At 63.3% G+C, this 17,166-nt stretch carries 7 protein-coding genes and 7 pseudogenes; 2 read left to right on the forward strand and 12 right to left on the reverse strand.

Annotated elements, in window-relative coordinates; all coding sequences use genetic code 11:
* Window positions 1-5 precede the first annotated feature (5 nt).
* The 5 genes and pseudogenes from ETW23_RS08225 to ETW23_RS08245 all read right to left on the reverse strand — a co-directional run bounded on the left by ETW23_RS08225 (window position 6) and on the right by ETW23_RS08245 (window position 5,518).
* Window positions 6-275: a K+/H+ antiporter subunit F gene (locus ETW23_RS08225; protein WP_027259298.1), complete on the reverse strand. Its 270-nt coding sequence runs from the start codon at window positions 273-275 to the stop codon at window positions 6-8.
* Entirely contained in the window at window positions 272-769 is a 498-nt protein-coding gene (locus tag ETW23_RS08230; protein ID WP_129370598.1) for a Na+/H+ antiporter subunit E, read from the reverse strand. The genes ETW23_RS08225 and ETW23_RS08230 overlap by 4 nt, the downstream gene beginning before the upstream one ends.
* Window positions 766-2,303, reverse strand: a pseudogene (locus ETW23_RS08235) (monovalent cation/H+ antiporter subunit D). The gene ETW23_RS08230 and the pseudogene ETW23_RS08235 overlap by 4 nt, the downstream one beginning before the upstream one ends.
* A pseudogene (locus ETW23_RS08240) lies at window positions 2,303-2,655 on the reverse strand (Na+/H+ antiporter subunit C). Before ETW23_RS08240 ends, ETW23_RS08235 begins: the two co-directional pseudogenes overlap by 1 nt.
* 2 nt (window positions 2,656-2,657) lie before the next feature.
* A pseudogene (locus ETW23_RS08245) lies at window positions 2,658-5,518 on the reverse strand (monovalent cation/H+ antiporter subunit A).
* 288 nt (window positions 5,519-5,806) lie between these two features.
* On the opposite strand from ETW23_RS08245, the pseudogene ETW23_RS08250 reads away from it, so the two are divergent.
* Together ETW23_RS08250 and ETW23_RS08255 are read left to right on the forward strand one after the other, a co-directional pair.
* Window positions 5,807-6,282, forward strand: a pseudogene (locus ETW23_RS08250) (rhodanese-like domain-containing protein).
* On the forward strand, window positions 6,282-7,079 hold the full coding sequence (locus tag ETW23_RS08255) for a PHB depolymerase family esterase (protein WP_368075883.1): 798 nt from the start codon (window positions 6,282-6,284) through the stop codon (window positions 7,077-7,079). The pseudogene ETW23_RS08250 and the gene ETW23_RS08255 overlap by 1 nt, the downstream one beginning before the upstream one ends.
* Before the next feature lie 300 nt (window positions 7,080-7,379).
* Here the strand turns inward: ETW23_RS08255 and mdoH are convergent, their stop codons facing one another.
* The 7 genes and pseudogenes from mdoH to ETW23_RS08290 form a co-directional block, all read right to left on the reverse strand.
* Window positions 7,380-9,257 (reverse strand): glucans biosynthesis glucosyltransferase MdoH, encoded by a 1,878-nt coding sequence (gene mdoH / locus ETW23_RS08260; RefSeq protein WP_134829715.1) that lies wholly within the window; start codon window positions 9,255-9,257, stop codon window positions 7,380-7,382.
* Window positions 9,254-10,761, reverse strand: a pseudogene (locus tag ETW23_RS08265) (glucan biosynthesis protein). The gene mdoH and the pseudogene ETW23_RS08265 overlap by 4 nt, the downstream one beginning before the upstream one ends.
* Window positions 10,758-12,020 carry an OpgC family protein gene (locus ETW23_RS08270; RefSeq protein WP_134829716.1) on the reverse strand — a complete coding sequence of 421 codons (1,263 nt, stop codon included), beginning with the start codon at window positions 12,018-12,020 and terminating at the stop codon, window positions 10,758-10,760. The pseudogene ETW23_RS08265 and the gene ETW23_RS08270 overlap by 4 nt, the downstream one beginning before the upstream one ends.
* 24 nt (window positions 12,021-12,044) lie before the next feature.
* The gene (locus tag ETW23_RS08275) at window positions 12,045-13,406 is read right to left on the reverse strand and encodes a tetratricopeptide repeat protein (RefSeq protein WP_134829717.1); all 1,362 of its coding nucleotides are present in this window, start codon (window positions 13,404-13,406) and stop codon (window positions 12,045-12,047) included.
* 260 nt (window positions 13,407-13,666) lie between these two features.
* Window positions 13,667-14,864: pseudogene (locus ETW23_RS08280) on the reverse strand (CaiB/BaiF CoA transferase family protein).
* Window positions 14,851-16,463 (reverse strand): annotated as a pseudogene (locus tag ETW23_RS08285) (thiamine pyrophosphate-binding protein). Before ETW23_RS08285 ends, ETW23_RS08280 begins: the two co-directional pseudogenes overlap by 14 nt.
* A gap of 150 nt (window positions 16,464-16,613) precedes the next feature.
* Window positions 16,614-17,084, reverse strand: coding sequence for a DUF302 domain-containing protein (locus ETW23_RS08290; protein WP_134829718.1), 471 nt, complete (start codon window positions 17,082-17,084; stop codon window positions 16,614-16,616).
* Window positions 17,085-17,166: the final 82 nt, after the last annotated feature.

Genomic DNA, 17,166 nt, shown 5'->3' on the forward strand with positions numbered 1-17,166 from the left:
CACCCTCACTCGATGATATTGCCGCGCAGGATAAAGCGCGCGTAGGCCACGGTGGAGACAAAGCCAAGCATGGCGATGATCATCGCGGCCTCAAAGAAAATCTCGCTCCCCAGCGCCATTCCGTAGAGCACCATCAGTGCGATGGCGTTGATGAACATGGTGTCCAGCGCCAGGATGCGGTCGGCCACGTCCGGCGCGGTGACGACCTTCCACAGGTTCATCAGCATCGCCAGGGCAAAGCAGGCAAAGGCAAAGGTGGCAGCACTTTCGATCATTCGAAAATCTCCATCAGCCGGCGCTCGTAGCGCTGTTTGATCTCGTCCCGCACCGCGTCCGGGTTGGGAGCATCAAGGCAGTGGACCAAGAGGGCGTGGCCCTCGTCCGAGACATCCGCCGACAGGGTGCCCGGCGTCATGGTGATGGTGCCTGCAAGGGCGGTGATCGCCTCGGGTGTTTTCAGGTCCAGCGGGACGGTGATCCAGTTGGGGCGGCGGTCTGCATTGGGTTTGAACAGCACGATGCGGGCCACGATGATATTGGCCTGCACAATGTCCAGCAGCACCACCAGGATGTATTCCGCGATCTTCAGCGGGCGGCGCAGCTTGGGCCGGTTGGGCCAGTAGGGCTGGGTCACAAACGGGATCAGCACGCCCAGCAGAAGGCCAAAGACCAGCGAATTCAGCGACCAGCCATTGACCAGCAAAAGCCAGGTGACGGTCAGCAGAAGCGTGAGCAGGGGGTGCGGGAACAGCCGCCGGATCAGTTTCATTCTGCCGTCCTCCCCAGCACGGTGTCGATATAGGCTGTTGGCGTAAAGAGCTGGGCTGCCGTTGCCTCGGCATAGCGGGTGGCGGGGCCTGCGAATACGGTAAGGGCAATGAGCCCGCCCAGCAGGCCGAAACAGGCGACAAAGGGCAGCTGCGCCGGTCTTGCGGCCAGGTTATCCAGTGGCGGTTCGGCGCTGGTATCAATGTCCTGCGGCGGCAGGCCGTGGCCTTTCCAGAACAGCAGCGAGCCGGCACGGGCCATGCCGATAATGGTGATCAGCGACCCCAGCAGGATCACGGCCCAGATCCACGGCGCCAGATCGACGCCGCGGGTGGCGTCCAGCACCAGCAGTTTACCAAGGAAACCCGACAGCGGCGGCATGCCCGCAAGCGCGATGGCGGCGGCAAAGAACAGCGCCGAGATCAGCCCGGTCTGCGGCATCGGCAGCTGCGGCAGGATCCATTGGCCCTGCCGTTCTATCACCAGATCAGCAACCAGGAACAACAGCGCCGCGGCCAGGGTGGAATGCACCAGATAGTACAGCGCCGCTGCCGCGGCGGTCTGGGTGAACAGCGAAATGGCGATCAGCAGCGTGCCCATCGAGGCGATGGCGCCAAAGGCCGCAAGCCGGCCCAGCTTCTTGGAGCCGAGAACACCGATGGCGCCGGCGCCAAGGGTCAGCAGGGCGGCGGGCAGCAGCCAGGTCTCGGTCAGGCCGGCGGTGGCCTGAACCTCGGGCCGAAAATCAGCGTGTACATACGCAGGATCGAATAGGCGCCGACCTTGGTCATGATGGCAAACAGGGCCGCCACCGGCATCGGTGCATTGGCATAGGCCGAGGGCAGCCAGAAATGCAGCGGCAGCAGCGACGCCTTGATGGCAAAGACCAGCAGCAGCATCACAGCACCAACGCGCAGCAGGGCGGTATCCTCAGCCGGGATCTGGGCCACTTTTACCGCGAGGTCGGCCATGTTCAGGGTGCCGGTCACCGAATACAGCGTGCCAAGCGCAAACAGGAACAGGGTGGAGCCAAGCAGGTTGAACACCACATACTGAACCCCGGCCTGAAACCGCCGGGTGCCGCCGGAGTGGATCATCAGGCCATAGGAGGCGATCAGCAGCACCTCGAAGAACACAAACAGGTTGAAGGCGTCGCCGGTCAGGAATGCGCCCATGATGCCCATCAGCTGGAACTGGAACAGCGCGTGGAAATTGGCGCCGCGGGTGTCCCAGCCGGAGCCGATGGCATAGAGCAGGACCGGCAGCGCCAGCAGTGAGGTCAGCACGATCATCATTGCTGACAGCCGGTCCAGCACCAGCACAATGCCAAAGGGCGCGGGCCAGTCGCCCAGCTCATAGACCTTGACGGTGCCGTCCAATGTCTGGGCGGCCAGGGTCAGCGACACGGCTGCCAGCAGCACCACGCTGGCCAGCGAAAAGATCCGCTGCAGGTCCAGATGGTGGCGCACCGCCATGATGATGAACGGCGCCACCAAGGCAGGCAGCACCACCGGCGCAATCAGAAGGTGGTCGATCATGCGTCGTCTCCTGCGCCTTCGGGTTCAACCGGCATGGCAGTGCTGTCATCGCGTGACGACAGATAGGCCCCAGCGCGATCATCACCACAACGGCTGTCATGCCGAAAGAGATCACGATGGCAGTGAGCACCAGCGCCTGCGGCAGCGGATCGGTATAGGCGACCTCCTCGTATTTGTTGAGGATCGGCGGCGCGCCGGTTGCCAGCCGCCCGGTGGCGAACAGGAAGACATTGACCGCATAAGTGATCAGCGACAGGCCCAGGATCACCGGGAAGCTGCGGCGGCGCAGGATCAGGTAGATGCCGGCCGCGGTCAGGATGCCGACGGCAGAGGCGACGAGAAGTTCCATATCTATCCCTCCGTCCCGGTCTTGTCCGCGTCATCGCGCGCCGGGTTGATGTCCATCGCGTGTTCCGTGCTCATCCCTGGCTGCCAGGCAAAGCGCGACAGGCTTTCCAGTGCCAGCAGCACCGCGCCAACCACCGCCAGGAAGACGCCCAGGTCGAACAGGGCGGCTGTGGCCCATTCGAATTCCTCCAGCGGCGGCCAGTGCAGGTAGCCGAAATCGCTGGTCAGGAAGGGCATGCCGTTGAACCAGGCGCCCATGCCGGTGGCGGCGGCAATCAGCACGCCCGAGCCGATGATAGCGTGATAGGGGTAGCGCTGGCGTTCAGTGGCCCAGGCAAAGCCCGACGCCATGTATTGCATGATGATCGCAATTGCCGCGATCAGCCCGGCGATAAAGCCGCCGCCCGGCAGGTTGTGGCCGCGGAAAAAGATATAGGCCGCCACCATCAGCGCCAGCGGCATTATCACCCGCGTTGCCACCACCATCATCAGCGGATGCGCGTCGCCGGCCTGCGGCAGATCGGGCTTGCGGTTCAGAAGATGGGCGCGCACACGGCTGTTCAAAACCGCTTCGGTCAGGGCAAAGATCACCATGGCGGCGATGCCCAGCACGATGATCTCGCCAAAGGTGTCATAGCCGCGGAAGTCGACCAGGATCACGTTCACCACATTGGTGCCGCCGCCGCCCTTGTAGGAATTGGCGAGGTGGAAATCCGAAATCGTCGGGAAGGCAAAATCGCGCATCAGCAGCGCATAGATCAGCCCGCCGGCACCCAGACCGGCGACCACAGATATCGCGCCATCGCGGATGCGGGTCAGGGCCGGGGTTTCAACCGGGGTTTCCTTTGGCATGAAGTTCAGCGCTAGCAGCATCAGGATGATCGTCACCACCTCGACCGAAATCTGGGTCAGTGCCAGATCAGGCGCCGAGAGGTAATTGAACGACATCGAGACAACCAGACCCACAACGCCGATCAGCACCAGCGACAACAGCCGGTTGCGGTGTTTGGCGACGATGAACAGCGTCGCCACAACCAGCGCGAACCAGCCGAGCACGGGCAGCAGGCCCGGTCTCTGCAGCTCACGCGTGGCCGCACCCAGTGTGCCGCCCTGATAGGCGTAAAAGGCGATGGCAACGGTGAAGGTGACCATGACTGCGGCATAGCGGGTCAGGTTGCCATTGTGCAGCCCTTCGGTCACGCCTTGGCCCAGGCGGGTAAAGGCGTCGATAAGGGCGTCGAAAATGACCTTGGCCTCGGGCGGGGCAGGGCGTTCCAGATCCGCTCCAGCGGCCTGTGCAGCGCCAGCAGCACCGCGCCGCCCAGCACGGCAAACAGCGACATATACAGTGCCGGAGTCAGCCCGTGCCACAGTTTGAGCGAGTAATAGGGCAGTTTCTCGCCGCCGATCACCGCGCTGGCGGCAGTGGCGACCATCGGACCTGCGATCTTGGCCGAAGCCAGGCCGATCAGCACCACCAGCAGCACCAGAAAGGCAGGCCCCATCCACATGCCGGAGTTGGGGTCATGCGGGTGTGCGGGATAGTCGTCGCGCTTGGGGCCGAAGAAGACATGCGCAATGAAGCGGAAGGAATAGGCGGCAGAGAACAGCGCCGCCACGGAGGCCAGCGCAGGGATCACCAGATGCGAGCCGTTCCAGACGGTATGGGCGGCTTCCTCCAGCATCATTTCCTTGGACAGGAAGCCGTTCAAGGGCGGGATGCCGGCCATCGACAGCGCCGCGACCATGCCGATGGTGAAGGTGACCGGCATCAGATGCCGCAATCCGCCAAGGCGTTTGATGTCGCGGGTGCCGGCCTCGTGATCGACAATGCCCGCGGTCATGAACAGCGCCGCCTTGAAGGTGGCGTGGTTGATGATGTGGAACATGGCCGCCACTGCGGCGATCTTGGTGCCAAAGCCCAAGAGCATGGTGATCAGCCCCAGATGGCTGACGGTGGAAAACGCCAATAGCGCCTTGAGGTCATCCTTGAACAGCGCAATCACCGCGCCCAGCAGCATGGTGACAAGACCGGTGGTGGCAACGATATAGAACCATTCCGGCGTGCCGGCCAGCACCGGCCACATACGGGCCATCAGAAACAGCCCGGCCTTCACCATGGTGGCAGAGTGCAAATAGGCCGAGACGGGCGTGGGTGCTGCCATCGCATGCGGCAGCCAGAAATGGAACGGGAACTGCGCCGATTTGGTGAAGGCCCCCAGAAGGATCAGGATCAGCGCGGGCAGATACAGCGGCGAGGATTGAATGGCGTCTTTGTTTTGCAGAATAACGCTCAGGTCATAAGAGCCTGCGATATGGCCCAGGATCAGCATCCCCGCAATCATCGCCAGCCCGCCGGAGCCGGTGACTGTCAGTGCCATCCGCGCGCCCTGGCGGCCTTCGGGCAGGTGTTTCCAATAGCCGATCAGCAGGAAGGAGCTGAGCGAGGTCAGCTCCCAGAATACCAGCAAAAGCAGAATGTTATCGGACAGAACGATACCAACCATCGCGCCCTGGAACAGCAGCAGATAGCTGTAGAACTGGCCCATCGGGTCTTCGCGCGACAGGTAGAACCGGGCGTAAAGGATGATGAGCAGGCCGATGCCCAGGATCATTGCCGCAAACAGGAAGCCCAGCCCGTCAAGAAAGAAATTGGCATTCAGACCCAATGCGGGCAGCCAGCTGGCAGAGGCATGAATGGTTTCGCCGCGGAACACGGCCGGGATATGCAGCATCAGCCCGATAAAGGCGAGCAGGGTGGTAAGCCCGGCGGCTGAGGCTGCCGCATTGCGTCCCGCGCGGATCAACAGCGCTGGGAAGACGGCTCCGAGAAAGGGCAGGGCCGCAATCAGGAATAGGGACACGTGCAGGTCTCCTGTCGGGTTGGCGCGTCGTTTTTGGACCAGTGCTAAGCAATTTTCTTGCCCAGAACCACCCCCGCCGGCCCGGATGCGGTAATAATGACGCAGCCAGAGGCGGGAATCTTACGCTCGTTAGGGCCATAATTGGGCAGTGTCCGTCCAATAACAAGAACTTGACCGGCGGTATTGGCCTGTTTCTGGTGATTGCGGCCTCATGGCCTGCTAGGTCTTGGGGCAACGGCCCGGGTCCGGGCAGTCAGCGGGCGGTCGGATTGAAAGGAAAGCGGCGGGATGGCGGCGCAGGAAAACACAGGTAAACGCGGAGTGTCCCGCCGGCTGGCGCTGCTCGGCGGTATTGCAGCGGCGGCTGGTGCGGGGATCTGGTGGCAGCGCAGGCAGCCTCCGGACCATGATCACCCGCGGCTGACCGTAGCCGAGGCCTTTGCCCAGGCGCAGGCCGGGGAGATTACCCTGGTGGATATCCGCACGCCGCAGGAATGGCGCGCCTCGGGGTGCCGGTGGGCAGCCATCAGATCGACATGCGCCGCGACGACTTTATAGCAGCCCTGCAAACCGCAGCGGGGCCGGACCCGGCTTTGCCTGTGGCGCTGATCTGCGCCCGTGGCGTGCGGTCGGCCCGGCTGACGCTGGCCCTGGCGCGGGCGGGATTCAGCAATGTGTTTGACGTGCCCGAAGGCATGCTGGGATCCGGTGCAGGACCAGGCTGGATTGCCGCCAACCTGCCGGTGGCGCGATGGGAGGGATGATGAAGACTTGGAAAACAGCCGCAGCCGCAGCGCTGCTGTCTGCGGCGTGGGGCGGCGCGGCAGTTGCTGCCTGCGGTTCAGAGGCCGGCGCGTGTGAGGTTGCGGATGGCGCGTATCACATCGCGCTGCCCGCTGATGCGAACACGCCGCCGCCTGTGGTGATGTTCTTGCATGGCTACGGCGGCAGCGGCGCGCAGGTGATGCGCAACAGGGCGCTGTCCGAAGGGCTGACAGCGCGCGGCTATGCGGTGATTGCACCTGAGGGGCGCAAACGCGGCGGCAGCGGTCCGCAGTCCTGGGGCTTCGGGCCGTTCACCGAAGGCCGGGATGAGGGAGCGTTTTTTGCGTCTGTGCTGACAGATGCCTCGGAACGGTTTGGCACATCCTCTGCGCAGACGGTTCTCGCAGGGTTCTCAGCGGGTGCCTTTATGGTGCATTACCTGGCTTGCAGCAATCCGGCGGCGTTTGCAGCGTATGCGCCGGTGTCCGGTGCGTTCTGGCGGCCGCAGCCTGAGACTTGCGAGGGGCCGGTGCGCCTGTTGCAAACCCACGGCTGGCGCGATGAGGTGGTGCCGCTGGAGGGGCGTATCCTTGGCGGCGGGCGCTGGGAGCAGGGCGATGTCTTTGCCGGGCTTGAGGTTTGGCGCGAGGCGAACGGCTGCGCGTCGCACGCGCCGGTCAAGGCTTGGAGCGCGGACAGCCTGATGCACCGCCGCTGGGATTGCGGGCCGGGGCGGAGATCGAACTGGTGTTGTTTGACGGCGGCCATACTGTGCCCGAAACCTGGGCGGGCCTGATGGCCGAATGGTTCGAAGATGAACCGGCAGTGCGCTGACGCTTGGGGGCTGTAACGAACGGAGCGCTCCCGCCCCTGTGATCGAAATCAAAGATTTCCATCAAAGCGTTGGGCCAGGCAGCGCGCCCTGCGGGCGCGCTGCTGTTGCATGCCGCCGCGAGGCCGGCATTTTTGAGGATAGCGGCGGGTACTTGCGCAACCGCGACGCGCGCCAGCGCGGCGCTTGGCCCAAGACCGTCAAGGGTGTCCCGGCGCAGCCGGGGATCCTTCGGTCGCGGGAGCTGCCCGCTGACGTGCAGGTTTATTCCGCCGGAGTACCGCGGGCGGTGCTGCCTTCCAGCAGGGCCTTCAAGTCAGCCCGCGCAACGCGGGCGGCACGGGTGATCTGGGGTTCGGTGAATTCCTCGCGCGTGGCCATCCAGTTGCGGATGCGGTTCACTGTCTTCACCCCGGACAGTGCCGACAGTGGCACTGCCAGCACCAGCGACAGCGCAATCGGTGCCAGCCACAGCGATACGGTGCCGCTGAGGATCCCTGCCCAGAGCGCCAACCCGCTGACGGTTTCCAGCGCATGGCAGGTGATCAGCGTGCGCAATGAATAGCTGCCGCCGTCGCGGGCCTGCGGTTCCCAGCCGCGCTGCAAGCCTAAGGCGGTACGGAACACCGCGATCATCTGCTGTACCATCAGGATCGGCGCATAGAGGATTGCCAGCAGGACCTCGGACACAAAGGACAGCGCAAAATGCACTGGACCGCCGTATTCCGAGAACCGGCTGCCGGTCAGCGGCAGCGCCGTTGCGGCCAGCATCTTGGGCGCCAGCAGCATCGCGTAGATCAGGATGATCACCAGCACGTGTTTGGGTTCCGACATATCCGGCCAGCTGGGGCGGAACGGGTTGGCCTCGCTGAAGTAGCTGATCACCGAGGCCTCGTCGCTGCGGCCGATAATGGCCCAGAGCACCAGCAGCGCAAACCACACCGGTGCCATCAGATAGCCGATGGCGCCGGCAAACAGGTGAAAGCGCGAGATCGCCCGGAAACCCTTGGCGTGCAGCAGGTTCAGGTGCTGGAGGTTGCCCTGGCACCAGCGGCGGTCGCGCAGGATGTGGTCGATCAGGGTGGCCGGGGTTTCCTCGTATGATCCGCGGATGCGGGGCAGAAAACGCACCGACCAGCCCGCGCGGCGCAACAGGCCTGCCTCGACAAAATCATGGCTCATGATCAGCTTGTCGCCGCCGCCAAAGCGCGAACGCAGCAGCGGCAGCCCGGCGCAGGCGGCAAAGGCGCGGGTGCGGATGATGGCGTTATGGCCCCAATAGTTGCCCTCGTGGCCTGCCCAGCGGGCCAGCCCTTCGGCCAGGGCGAGGCCATAGACACCATTGGCGAACTGCTGCATGCGGCCAAAGACCGACTGGGCGCCGATCAGCTGCGGATAGCTTTGGATCAGGCCGGCGCCGGGATCGCGGGCCAGGGCATCGGCCAGCCGGGCAATGGCGCGGCCGGTCATCAGGCTGTCGGCGTCCAGCACCAGCATCGCCTCGTAATCAGCGCCCCAGCGGCGCACCCAGTCAGAAATATTGCCGACCTTGCGGCCCTCATTGTCGGCGCGGCGGCGGTAATACAGTTCAGTGCCTTCCGGCAGCATGCTGCGCAGCGCCTCGACACTGGCGCGCTCCTGTGCGGCAATGGCGTCGTTGCGGGTGTCGGACAGGATGAACATCGCATACTCATGCTGGCCGCCGCGGCCATGAAGTTCCTGCAGCATGGTCTGGGCGTTGCCCAGCACGTACCAGGGCACTTCGTTGTAGACCGGCATCAAGAGTGCCACCTTCATCGGGCGCGCCGCGCCGCGGGCCACGGTCTTTTCCCGGCGGGACAGACCGTAAAGGCCCAGCAACACGGTCGAGACGGTAAAGGCGATCCAGAAGAAGTTGAAGGCGATCAGCGCCAGCAGGATCAGCTCCAGCACTGAGAACCCGTCAGCCGTAAACCAGCCCCGCATCACCCAGGTCAGAACGCCGGTTGCCAGCATTGCAGGCGAGAAGGCCAGCAGCCGCCACAACGCCACCTGGCGCGGCGCGGCGCCGCCGGGGGCTTCGGCATCGTGAAAGTCCTTGCTGAAATCCTGTTCCGGCATCGCCAGCGGCTGTTCCGGGGGCATCAGATCACATGCAGTCATGCGGTCCACCTGTATAGCCAGACCTCGGAAGCGGCAGTGCCGTCCTTCCTGAGCTGGGCGCGCAGTTCAACGTGATCCCGCTCACCGGGATCAAAATAGAAGGCCAGGCGCAGACCGCCGGTTTCGGGGTTGTGCTGCAGCACGCCTTCGCTGGTCGCCACATGGGGAGAGTGGATGTGGACGTCAAGAGTGTCCGGGCCGCCGTCAAACAACGGGTGGGCATCGAAATCGATGGTCATGATCCGGCCCGGCCCGCCAAAGATCCGTGCGCCCTCGGCGGTGTCGATCACCCGCGGCATCGACAGCACCGGCTCTTCGCCCCAGGTGAGACGGTAATTCAGGTTCACCTCGGATCCGGCGGCATAGGGCTCGCGCGGGCGCCAGTAGGCGACGATATTGTCGTAGATTTCCTTGTCCGCCGGGATCTCCACCAGGGTGACGGCGCCTTTGCCCCAGTCTTCCTTGGGTTCGACCCACAGGCAGGGGCGGTTGTGATAAAAGGCTTCCAGGTCGTTGAACTCCGACAATCTGCGCGGGCGTTGCATCAGGCCAAAGCCTTGCGGGTTTTCATCGACAAAGGACGAGACCTGCAGACGGGTCGGATTGGCAAGCGGCCGCCACAGGGTCTCGCCATTGCCATTCAGCACCAAGAGGCCGTCGCTGTCATGCACCGCCGGGCGGAAATCATCGAAACGGTTGCGGTTGGTGGCGTCGAACAGGAACATCGAGGTGAGCGGCGCAAGGCCTGCGTGGTTCAGCTCCTCGCGGGCGAACAGGGTTGCCTCCACATCCATCACCGCGCTGCTGCCGGGGTGATGGTGAACCGGTAGGCGCCAGTGACAGAGGGCGAATCCATCAGCGCATGCACCACCATCGAGCGTTGGCCGGGGGCAGGGGCCTCCAGCCAGAACTCGATGAATTCGGGGAATTCCTCACCCTCGGGGTCAGCGGTTTTCAGTGCCAGGCCGCGGGCCGACAGCCCATAGGCGTTGCCGGTGCCGATGGCACGGAAATAGCTGGCGCCCTGGAAGACGCAGAATTCTGTCTTTTTGTCCGGGTGATCCAGATCGGTACGCAGGCGCAGGCCGGAATAGCCCAGATCACCCTCGGTCGTCAGATCCGGCGCCTTGTCGTTTTTGTCGAACAGCGACAGGTCAAAGCCGATCCGCTCAGCCATGCCGTCCGCCACCGTGTTCACCTGAACGGCGCGCGGGAAATAAAGGCCGGGCAGGAAGAAATCGACGTTATAGCTGCGGTCGGTCCCCGCCCACAGCGCGTCCTTGGTGCGGAACCAGCGGGATTTGTAATCGTCATATGACTGGTCCAGCCAATCCTGCGGCACCATCGGGCGCTCGGCAAAGGGTTTGGCGGCCAGCGCGCGGGCCTTGGCCACAACAACATAGCGGGTAAAGGGCATGGCCTCGCGTGCCACAGACGGCAATGCGGCAAGTGCTGTGCTGCCAAGTGCTGCGGCCAAAAAGGAACGGCGGGTGAAAGAGCTCATTTCTTGGCTCTCCATGGCTGGGACTTGAACCAGGCAGCGCCGTAAGCGCAACCAATGATTAGGAAAAAACCAAACAGATTGGCGAATGCCGTGGTCATAACCGCGCGGTCCGTCTGGTCAAGCGCAAAGCCGATGAAACGCGCCAGTGCCATCGAGAATACAAACACCGCAAGCGATTGCTGGCCGACTTTGGTGATGATCTGCAGCAGAACCGCCCAGATCCGCGCTGCAGCGGAACTGCCGTTGGCGATCAGCCGTTTGCCGCCTTCGCCCGCAGCAACCCAGCCCAGATAGGCCAGCGCCAGGAAATGGGCATAGCGCAGCAGTCCAAAGTCTGTTTTTTCGCGCCATTCGCCGATGGCATCGCGGCCCGGCTTGATCAGGTCGGCCAGCTCGGGGCTGGCGGCCTTGACCCAGGTGAAGACTTTCCACGAACCATAAGGCGCCGACAGGATCAGGAATGCGGCGGCCAGCACGACCAGCACTTTGGACACCGGCGGTTTCGGCAGCCAACCCTTCATAAAGGCAAAGCCGGTGAAGAACAGCAACTGCCAGCCGAAGGGATTGAAGAACCATTCGCGTTCCGACCAGGGTTCCGCCGGCAGCGACAGGCCATCGGGACCCAGGCCGATCATATAGGGGTTTGCCATCAGCCAGATCAGCATGGATACGGCAGCCACGGCCCAAAGACCGATCTTTTCCAGACCCATCAGCAGCGGCATCAGCATCAGCACCACCAGATACATCGGCAGGATGTCAAAGTAGTTCGGCACGTAGGTGAGGGTGAACAGCCCCACCAGCTGCGGCGCCGGGTCCTTGAAGAAATGGCCCAGGTTCAGCGAATTGATATAGCTCTTTTCAAACCCGCCATAGACATCAATCGCCGCCAGCGACATGGCGATGAAGAAGAACAGTCCGATATGGGCCCAGAATACCTGCCAGCAGCGGAATGCGACGCGGGCGGTGCCCAGCCACCAGCCTTGCTTGGCAAAAGAGCCGCCAAAGGCAATGGCCGAGGCCATGCCGGAGCAGAATACAAAGATCTCGGTTGCGTCCGAGAACCCGAACCGGGCCGGAATCCAGCCGGTCCAGCGGTTGCCCGGGATGTGGGCGGCCAGGATGATGAACATGGCAATGCCACGGTAGAAGTCGAGCCGCGGGTCGCGCACACGCGGCTGTGCCGCTTGCGGCGGGGGGGCTGCGCGGTTGGCGACGCCGGGATCGTTCTGAGGCCCGGGGAAGGGCGCAACGCTGGACATTTGTGTTTTTGGTCCTTGAAAGTCTTATTCAGCAGGAACGCTTGCAGCACCGGGAGAGTTCCGGCCTTCGGCGATCAGGGTGCGGCGGGCAAGCGCATAATTGTCCTCGGCGCCGCCGCGCTTGGCACGGCGGTCATCCAGGATTGCCTCGACCGCGTCAAGCTGGCCTGAGCGGATTCCCGCGTCTATGGTAATGCGTTCAAAAACATCGCGTTGCGCGTGGCTGCCGCCGGCCAGCTGCATGCTGCCGCGGGCGGACGCAAGATGGCTGAAGGCGGATTTGTAATTGCCGTCGCCAAAGGCTTCCAACCCATCGGCGGCTGCGCAGCCCGGATCACCCATGCGGGCGCAGGCTTCGGAGCCGCCCTGTTTGGCGTCGGCATGAATGCGCTGAACCAGCTTGCGGGCGTCTTCCTTGCGGTGGCCGGTGAGGGCCAGCAGGTAATGCAGGTCTGCGAAAATCAAGCTGCCGTCCTCGGTCCGGTTGGCGCAAAGGTCCGACAATTCTTCCCAGCGGCTGCCGGCATCGACGCCTTCCAGCTCCAGCCGCACCAGCAATGAGGTGGCGTTGGAGATGTCGCGGTAATCGTCGGTTTTGTCCTTGCGCACCTCGGTGTCGTACAGCGCAAGTGCTTCGTCCATCTGGCCCAGGTCCAGATGCATCAGCGCCTTGTGCCACCAGACGTGATAGCGGAAGTTGTTGCAATGGGCCCAGGCCTCTTCGCGGCCGTGCAGCCACTCCAGTCCGGACTTGGCATTGCCGGTCATGTCATGCACATGCGCCACCGCATGCAGGCCCCAGGCATCATCCGGTGCCATCCACAGCGCCTGGCGGCCGGCATTGGCCGCGCGTTCAAACTCGCCGGTTTCCTCCAGCGCAAAGGAGTGGCAGCCCAACAGATAACCGCGGCCTGCGTGGTCGGGCGCATAGGCCGGCATCACCCGTTCAACGGATGCGCGCATGCCTTTGGGGTCGCCAAGGATAAAGCGGATGCCATGGCTGAGCTTCATTGCCAGGGTGTCCTGCGGGAAGATGTCCAGCACCTCTTCCATCCGGCGGATGGCCTGGCTGGGGCGGCCGGCCAGCCAGTCTTCCAGCGCATCGACATATTTGCGTTCCCGCGGCAGGGCACCTTCGTACTGCGCCTTGGCATCGCGCAGGGCGTCCTGCGCTGTGGGAAGCAGCTCCCGGCGGCCCAGCATCAATAGGGACAATCCTTTGATCGCATGGGCCAGGGCAAACTCCGGCGCCGATTTCAGCACCGCGCCCAGGTGATCGGCGGTTACTGCGGCATGCGCCAGAACGCCCATCTGCACGGCATTCCAATCCCGCAGCGCCGCTGCATCGGTCAGGCTGCTGTCTTGGCCGAAAATATCATGCATCATAGGAGTCCAATCTATTTCAAATTAAGCGCGGGTTCCGTGTCCTGATGAAAGAGTAGTTCATCGGATTGGTCCGGGCGAACCCCGCTCGCGGTTTGGTGATGGCCTGTGTGTGCCTGACAGTCAAATTCGCCGGATGTGTAGGATTTCCGGGGAAATTTTTGCAAGCGAAAGGGTTAAGGAGCGGCGAAATGACCGCTGATTTGGCGGTGATTTGCCGGAAATTGTAACACTTGGCGAAAAGCCGCCGCGAAAGGCGGTGCTTAGCTTGGCCCAAAGGGGTCGCTGGCGTCCAGAATCTCCTCTGTCCCTTCACCGCAAGCGGGGGGGCGTGCCGGTATGTTACAGGCGTGCGCGAGAAATTCAGCGGGTTGCCCAGCAGTTTGACCGGGCCGGACGCGCTGTCCATGCCGATGGCCATATTGCGGGCCGCGACCTGATCAGTGGCAAACAGCGTCTCCAGATCCTGAACCGGTCCTGCGGGAACCTTGCGGGCCTCCATCGCTGCCAGCACCTCCTGTGTGGTGAACCGCTGCACCGACGGGATCAGGACCCCGTTCAGCGCGTCGCGGTTCTGCAGCCGGGCCGGGTTGGTGGCAAAGCGCGGATCCTCGGCCAGGCCTTCCAGTTTCAAGTACGCCATAAAGCGTTGGAACTGGCTGTCATTGCCCACCGCCAGGATCACATGCCCGTCCGCGGTCTCATAGACGCCATAGGGCATGATGCTGGGATGCTCATTGCCGCGGCGCTTGGGGATCTGGCCGGTGTTCAGATAGGCGGTGCCTTCGTTGATCAGCCAGGCGATCTGCGCATCGACCAGGGCGAGGTCGATCTGCTGGCCTTCGCCTGACTTTACGCGGTGGTGCAGGGCTGACAGGATACCGATACAGGCATACATTCCGCACATGACGTCTGCGATGCCAACGCCTGCCTTCATCGGTTGGCCGTCAGGTTCGCCGGTCAGCGACATGATGCCGCCGAACCCCTGCGCCATGATGTCATAGCCGGGCTTGTGGCTGTTGGGCCCGGTCTGGCCGTAGCCGGAGATTGAACAGTAGATCAGGCCCGGCAGATCATCCTTGAGGCTGGCGTAGTCCAGCCCGTATTTTGCCAGCCCGCCGGGTTTGAAATTCTCGATCAGGATATCAGCCTCTGCCGCCAGCCGGCGGATTGCCTGCTGTCCGTCTTCTGTAGCGATATCAATGGCAACCGAGCGTTTGTTGCGGTTGGCGGCCATGAAATAGGCCGAGAGATCGGATTGGTTGCCGTCCGCATCGGTCACATAGGGCGGACCCCATTGGCGGGTGTCGTCGCCGCCGGTCCTGGGTTCTCCACCTTGATCACCGTAGCGCCGAGGTCGCCCAAAAGCTGGGTGCAGGTGGGGCCTGCCAGGATGCGGGAGAGGTCCAGCACCTTGACGCCTTTCAGCGCACCATGGGGAAGAAGATCAGATCCGGCCATCATAGCCTCCGCGCTCGATCACTGCCGAGATGACGGTGAATGTGTCTGCCTGCATCGCGTCCTGCAGGGCGGCGCGCAGTTCCGCGCGGCTGGTTACTGTCACCCCGTTGCCTCCGAATGCCCTGCCCATCGCAGCGAAGTCATGCGCGGCAAAATCCACCCCGCTGTTGGCGAGCTGACGCTGGCGCTGCTTGAGTTCGATCAGCGCCAGGCTGGCATCGGCAAAGACCACAAAGATCGGCGCCAGGCCCAGTTCCGCCGCGGTGGAAAGCTCGCCCGCCACCATCAGGAAACCGGCATCGCCTGAGAAGCTGACCACCGGGTGGTCCGGCTGCGCCAGCTTGCGTCCGATTGCCATCGGCACCGCACAGCCCATGGTGCACAGCGCCGATGACTGGATCAGTCCGCGCGGCTCATGGCATGGCCACATCTGGCTCAGCAGGATCCGGTGCGCACCGCTGTCGGCTGTGGCAAGGGTTTCCGGCGGCAAAGTAGCGCGGCATTCGGCTATGACGCCCGCCGGACCCCATGCGTCGTCGCGGGGAAGGCGCCGGTCAGGGCTGTTTTTACAGCGGCAGGGCGGCCGTTCGTCCAGGTTTCGTGCGGTACGGTGCCATCGGACAGGGCCTTTAGCGTTGGCGCAATGGCGGTCAGAAAACTCAGCCCGGCCTGGTGCATGTAATGGGTGTTGGCCACAGGCGCGATGTCGATCACGTTCTGGGTTTTCACATCCCAGGCATTGCGCCAGCCGGGGCGCATCTCAATCGGGTCATAGCCGATGGAGAGGACCAGATCGGCCTCCTGCACCAGTGGCAACAGATGTGTGTCTGCCAGCGGCGACAGGCCTGCGCCGCCAAGGCAGAGCGGATGGTTTTCGGCAATGATCCCCTTGGCCTTGTAACTGGTAATGAACGGTATCTGGTGTTTTTCCACAAAAGAGCGGAGGGCAGAACCGGCATTTTCCTGCAGCGCATCGAGGCCGATCACCGCCAGCGGGCGCTCTGCCGTTTCCAGCCAGGAGCGCGCCTGCGCCAGCGCTTCACCGCTTGGCACGGCCGCACTTGCAGGCGCGCGGCGGTGGCCGCGATCTCTGGCCGCCGCATCGGCCACTGAGATCGGCACATCGATATGCACCGGGCCGTTTCGAGCCTCGGTTGCGATGGCGACCGCTTTGTCGGCGATCAGATCGGCAGCTTCGGCGTCTAAACGGAACGTCGCTTTGGTGATCGGGGTGAACACTGCGCGATGGTCAAGCACCTGGTGGGTGTAACTCTGCTCCTCTGCTGCATCGACGCAGCCGGTCAGCACCAGCATCGGCACCCGGTCCTGATGGGCGTTGGCGACCACATTGATGCCGTTCAACGCGCCGGGGCCGAGGGTGGCAACCAGAATGACCGGTGCACCGTCAGCGTGATGCACCCCTTCGCCGATGAAACCGGCGCAGTTTTCATGCTTGGCCAGGTGGAACGTGATGCCCGCGCGTGTCAGCGCATCCACCAGCGTCAGCACCTCGCCGCCGGGCATGCCAAAGGCGTGGCGGCAGCCCGCCTCAAAGAGGCGGCGGGCCAGAACGTCAGCTGTGCGCAGGATCTCTGTCATCTTGTCCGTCCAATCCGTTGATTTGCCGCCAGATTGCCGAGGATGCGGCGGTGCGCAAGCCCTCTCACGCCAGTGTGAGAAATGCTGCGGCGGAAATCGGCGCATTTCATGCGCTTTTGGGTATTTTTAACCAGAAAGAAGCGGAAGGAGCTATTGCTGTGCTCTTTCAGCGATCCGTGCAAAGCGACTATCCAACTGGTCTGCCAGGGCTTTCAGCTCAGCACCGCCTTCGTCGATGTAGGGCGCAAAGACATGGGACGGCAGCTTGTAGGCAAGGGTAGCGCTGCCGTCCTCCTCCTCGGTCACATAGATTCTCACCGGGGCTTCGATCATCGCAGCTGTGGACAGTGCCAGGATCTTTACCGCGAAATCATTGTTGAACAGGCCGATGACCCGGTTGCCCGGAAGGGTGATGCCGCGGGCGGCTGCGGCCTTGGTGGGGCCTGCCTGGGTGACCACACCCATGCCCTCAGTCTTGGCGGCGGCTTTGACGTCCTTGATCAGCTGCCCGTAGGGTTTTGACGTCTCATGCACCGCCCAGCCGTCGCGTGGAGCAATGTTTCCGGCGGATGCGGCAGAGGCTGCCAGAATGAGCACGGCCGTCAGGCGTTTGAAAAACATGGGTTCCCTCCAATGGCTTTACCGGATTTGTTAAATCACGCGGGCGGGCTGGATGCTCACAATTGCGTGCATCAGGCGGCAA

The sequence above is a fragment of the Leisingera sp. NJS201 genome (genome assembly GCF_004535885.1).
In the GTDB taxonomy this organism is placed as follows: Bacteria; Pseudomonadota; Alphaproteobacteria; order Rhodobacterales; family Rhodobacteraceae; genus Leisingera.

Bases quoted from the DNA above. Each gene is read 5' to 3' on its own strand.
- ETW23_RS08225 (WP_027259298.1), bottom strand. From the start codon at position 275: ATGATCGAAAGTGCTGCCACCTTTGCCTTTGCCTGCTTTGCCCTGGCG.
- ETW23_RS08255 (WP_368075883.1), top strand. From the start codon at position 6,282: ATGAAGACTTGGAAAACAGCCGCAGCCGCAGCGCTGCTGTCTGCGGCG.
- ETW23_RS08290 (WP_134829718.1), bottom strand. From the start codon at position 17,084: ATGTTTTTCAAACGCCTGACGGCCGTGCTCATTCTGGCAGCCTCTGCC.
- mdoH (WP_134829715.1), bottom strand. From the start codon at position 9,257: ATGACTGCATGTGATCTGATGCCCCCGGAACAGCCGCTGGCGATGCCG.
- ETW23_RS08230 (WP_129370598.1), bottom strand. From the start codon at position 769: ATGAAACTGATCCGGCGGCTGTTCCCGCACCCCCTGCTCACGCTTCTG.
- ETW23_RS08275 (WP_134829717.1), bottom strand. From the start codon at position 13,406: ATGATGCATGATATTTTCGGCCAAGACAGCAGCCTGACCGATGCAGCG.
- ETW23_RS08270 (WP_134829716.1), bottom strand. From the start codon at position 12,020: ATGTCCAGCGTTGCGCCCTTCCCCGGGCCTCAGAACGATCCCGGCGTC.